The following is a 4,396-nucleotide window of genomic DNA, read 5'->3' as shown; positions in this document are numbered from 1 at the left end:
CCATCCTGATTCACCGCACTCCCACGCAACACCGCCAACACCCGGTGCCCACACTCCCGCGCCACCGACAACCGCTCAAGGAGCACCACACCAACACCCTCGGACAACACCATCCCGTCCGCACCCGAGGAAAACGCCTTGCACTGCCCGTCAGCGGCCATCCCCCGCTGCCGGGAGAAGCTCACGAACGCGCCGGGTGTCGCCATCACCATCACGCCGCCCGCCAACGCGATCGAGCACTCACCTTGCCGAAGTGCTTGCGCGGCAAGGTGAATGGCCACCAGCGACGACGAGCACGCCGTGTCGACCGTGACCGCCGGGCCTTCGAAACCGAACACATAGGACACCCGTCCCGACGCCACGCTCGGCGACACCCCCGTGCCAGTGAAGCTTTGGAGCTCCGGCGCGACCGAGTCGGCATCGGCCCCGTAGCCCTGGCTGCACGCCCCGGTGAACACGCCGACATCGGTGCCCTTCAACGAGATCGGATCGATGCCCGCCCGCTCCAGCGCCTCCCACGACGTCTCCAGCAACAACCGCTGCTGCGGATCCATCGCCAGCGCCTCGCGCGGCGAAATGCCGAACAACCCCGCGTCGAAAAGCCCGGCGCCGTCCAGGAAACCACCCCGGCTGACGTACGAGGTGCCCGGGTTGTCGGGATCCGGGTCGAACAGGGCCTCCAAGTCCCAGCCACGATCCTCGGGGAACTCGGAGATGGCGTCGACGCCGCCTGCGACCAGCTCCCACAGGTCCTCGGGCGAGGACACACCACCCGGGTACCGGCACGCCATCGAGACGATGGCGATCGGCTCGTCAGCGTGCCGCGCGCCCTGCTTGCGCAGGTTGTGCAGCTCGGTCGTGACGCGCTTGAGATACTTGAGAATCTTCTCGTCCGTGGCCATTTCTTCAGTCCTCACGAAGGGTTGGCGAAGCCGCAGGGCCCCGAACTGGTGTCAGATGCGCCCGAGTTCACTATCGATGAAGTTCAGGACTTCGTCGGCCGACGCGGATTCCAGCTGGTCCGCCACCGTGGTCGTGTCCGCCTGCTCAAGAACGCCGTTGCACCTTGCCACCAGCCCTTGGAGGCGGAGCGCGATGCCGGATTTCATGGACTCGTCGAGGCCCGGACCGCTGATCAGCGACTCGATGTCTTCGATCTTCGCGTTCAACCGGGCGAGCGCGTTGTCGTCGACGGCGAGCTCGTCGCGCAGGTAGCGGGCAAGCACCAGCGGGGTGGGGTGGTCGAAGGCCAGTGTCGCGGGCAGCTTCAACCCGGTCTCCGCACGCAGCCGGTTGCGCAACTCCACCGACGTCAACGAATCAAACCCGGCATCCTTGAACGCCACATCCGCCCGAACAGCCCCCACTTCGGAGTGCCCGAGCACCACCGCGACCTGACCACGAACCAAGTTGAGCAGCAGAGCCTCCTGCTCCCCCGCCACGAGACCCGCCAACCGACGAACCAGCCCGCCATCCTCCGCGGACGCCGCCCGCGCCTGCTGCCTACCCGCCCGAACCAAACCACGCAGCAAGTGCGGAACCCCACCCATCGCCGCACCGGCACGTACTCCCCGCAGGTCCAGCTTCACCGGCACGAGCAGCGAGTGCCCGGACCCGACAGCGGCGTCGAACAGGTCCGTGCCCTCCGCGGGCGTGAGGGCGACGACTCCGTCACGGCTCGCGCGCCTGCTCATCCGCGCCTGGTCGACGTCGCTGAGGTGCGTGGTCAGGTTCGTGGCGTGGTGCCACGTGCCCCAGGCCAGCGACAGTCCCGGCAGGCCCGCCGCCCGACGATGGGCCATCAACCCGTCCAGGAACGCGTTCGCCGCCGCGTACCCACTGCTACCAGCGCCCATGAACACCGATGACACGGAGGAGTAGACGATGAACGCGTCGAGGTCCATGCCGCGGGTCAGCTCGTCCAGGTGCCGCACCGCGTCCACCTTCGGCGCGAACACCGTCGCCAACCGCTCCGGGGTCAACGCCCCGATCACCCCGGCGTCGAAGGCGCCTGCTGTGTGTACCACGCCGGTAGGGCGATGCTCTTCCAGCAGGTCCGCCACCTGGTCCCGGTCGGACACATCGCAGGCGGCCACCGAAACCTGTGCGCCCTGCTCGGTGAGCTCGGCGACCAACTCCGCCGCACCCTCGGCATCCCGGCCCCGCCGACTGGCCAGCACCAAATGCCGCACACCATGCCGAGTCACCAAATGCCGAGCCACCAAAGCACCCAACGACCCAGTACCACCCGTGACCAGAACCGTCCCCTCCGGATCAAACATCGCTGGAGCATCCGGGACTTCACCGGCGGCGCGGGTGAGCCGGGGAACCGAAAGCGTCGAACCGCGGACGGCGACCTGGGGTTCGCCACTGGCCAGCACTGACCCCAAGACCGCTTCCGGCCCGTCTTCGGTCGCTGGGTCGAGGTCCAGCAGGATGATCCGGTCCGGGTTCTCGGCCTGAGCGGCACGTACCAAACCCCACACCGCCGCGGCGGCCGGATCGGTCACCGCACCGTCACCAGCGGGCACCGCACCCCGCGTCACCACCACCAGCCGCGACTCCTCAGCCCCGGCCAGCCACGCCTGTACAACCCCCAACACCCGCGAGGTCACGGCCAGCGCGTCCTCACCACCGGCAGCCTCGACAACCACCGCGGGCAAGTCCGGGCTCCCGGTCAGGGCAAGCACGTCATGGGCCGTCGTCACCGCCATCCAGGGCGGCGAGGATTCCCCCTGCTCCTGGGGCAGCTCGGTCCACTCCACCCGGAACAACGAATCCCGAGCCGCATCCGGCGCCGGCTCCAACTGCTCGGCGGAAACCGGCCTGGACACCAACGAGCCCAACGTCGCCACCAGGCCGCCGGTCTCATCCGCCGCCTCCAGCGAAACCTCGCCGGGCCCGCCGGGCTCCAGACGCACCCGCAACGCCGAAGCGCCCGCGGCGTGCAACACGAGTCCGTTCCACGCGAACGGCAGCACCGGTTGCTCGGAGTCCTCCGTGTCAGCCGCGGCGCCGAGCATGCCCGCGTGCAGGGCAGCGTCCAGCAAGGCGGGGTGGATACCGAACCCGGCGGCATCCTCCCGGTGCTCGTCGGGCAAGGCGACCTCGGCGAAGACCTCCTCGCCGCGCCGCCACACCGTGCGCAAACCCTGGAACGCGGGCCCGTAGGCGTAGCCGCGCTCGACCAAGTCGGCGTAGAAGTCCCCGACCTCGACCTGCTGGGCACCTTGCGGTGGCCAAGCGGTGAAATCGAACCCGGCGCCGCTGCCGCTCCGCGCCGCCGACAGCACACCGGTGGCATGCCGCGTCCACGCCTCCGCACCGTCCTCGCGCTGGGAGTACACCTCCACCGTGCGCGAACCGTTCTCGGCCGGTCCGCCCACCGCGACCTGCATGCGGACCCCACCGTGCTCGGGCACCACCAGCGGCGACTCCGTCACGAGTTCGTCCAGCACCGGGCACCCGGCCTCGTCACCAGCCCGCACCGCCAACTCCACCAAGCCGGTGCCGGGAAAGAGCACCACACCGCCGATCGCGTGATCGGCGAGCCACGGATGCGACCGCAACGACAACCGCGACGTGAACACCAGCCCATCGGACTGGGGCAGGGGAACCATCGCGCCTAACAACGGGTGATCCGTGACCGATTGACCCAACGACGCCGCGTCGGTCGCCGACTCCGCCGACTGGAGCCAATAGTGCTGGTGGTCGAAGGCATACGTCGGCAGATCAACCCGCCCAGTGGGCAAAAGCGGCACAACACCACTCCAGTCCACGGCGATGCCCCGCACGAACAACTCGGCCACCGAAGCCAGCAGGGTCTTCCCCTCCGGGCGGCCATCACGCAGCGCCGCGACGCACACCACCCCGGCAGCGGCAGCGGTGGCCGTCTCCTCGACCATCCCGGTCAGGACCGCACCCGGCCCCAGCTCCACGAACAGCGTGCCACCGTCTTCCACCGCCGCCGCGATCCCCTCGGCAAACCGCACAGGACGCCGCACATGCTCGACCCAGTACCGCGGGTCGGCCAGCTCACCAGGCTCGGCCACCCGCCCGGTCACATTCGAGACCACCGGGATCACCGGCGGATGCCACACCACCTCGGTCAACGCCGCAGCGAAGTCAGCAAGCATCGGCTCCATCCGCCGCGAATGAAACGCGTGCGAAACGGCCAGCCGCTTCGTCTTGCCTCCCCGCTCCCGCAACCAGTCAGCAGCCATGACAACCGCGTCCCGCTCACCGGAGAGCACCACGGAAGACGGACCGTTAACCGCCGCGATCTCCACCCCCTCACCCAGCAGACCGGCGACCTCATCCACAGCAGCGGCCACCGCCACCATGGCCCCGCCCGGCGGCAACGCCTGCATCAGCCTGCCCCGAGCCGCCACCACCC

General features: G+C 69.3%; 2 protein-coding genes. Both read right to left on the bottom strand.

Annotation, left to right across the window (positions count from 1 at the left end):
* Window positions 1-902: beta-ketoacyl synthase N-terminal-like domain-containing protein (locus ACFV9T_RS42565; RefSeq protein WP_385449227.1), on the bottom strand; the 902-nt coding region annotated here is incomplete at its 3' end.
* Window positions 903-953: 51 nt separating this feature from the next.
* On the bottom strand, window positions 954-4,391 hold the full coding sequence (locus ACFV9T_RS42560) for an SDR family NAD(P)-dependent oxidoreductase (RefSeq protein ID WP_385449229.1): 3,438 nt from the start codon (window positions 4,389-4,391) through the stop codon (window positions 954-956).
* Window positions 4,392-4,396 lie beyond the last annotated feature (5 nt).

The sequence above is a fragment of the Streptomyces sp. NPDC059850 genome, assembly GCF_042731515.1.
In the GTDB taxonomy this organism is placed as follows: domain Bacteria; phylum Actinomycetota; class Actinomycetes; order Streptomycetales; family Streptomycetaceae; genus Streptomyces.
This window is presented reverse-complemented; position numbering and strand designations above follow the sequence as displayed.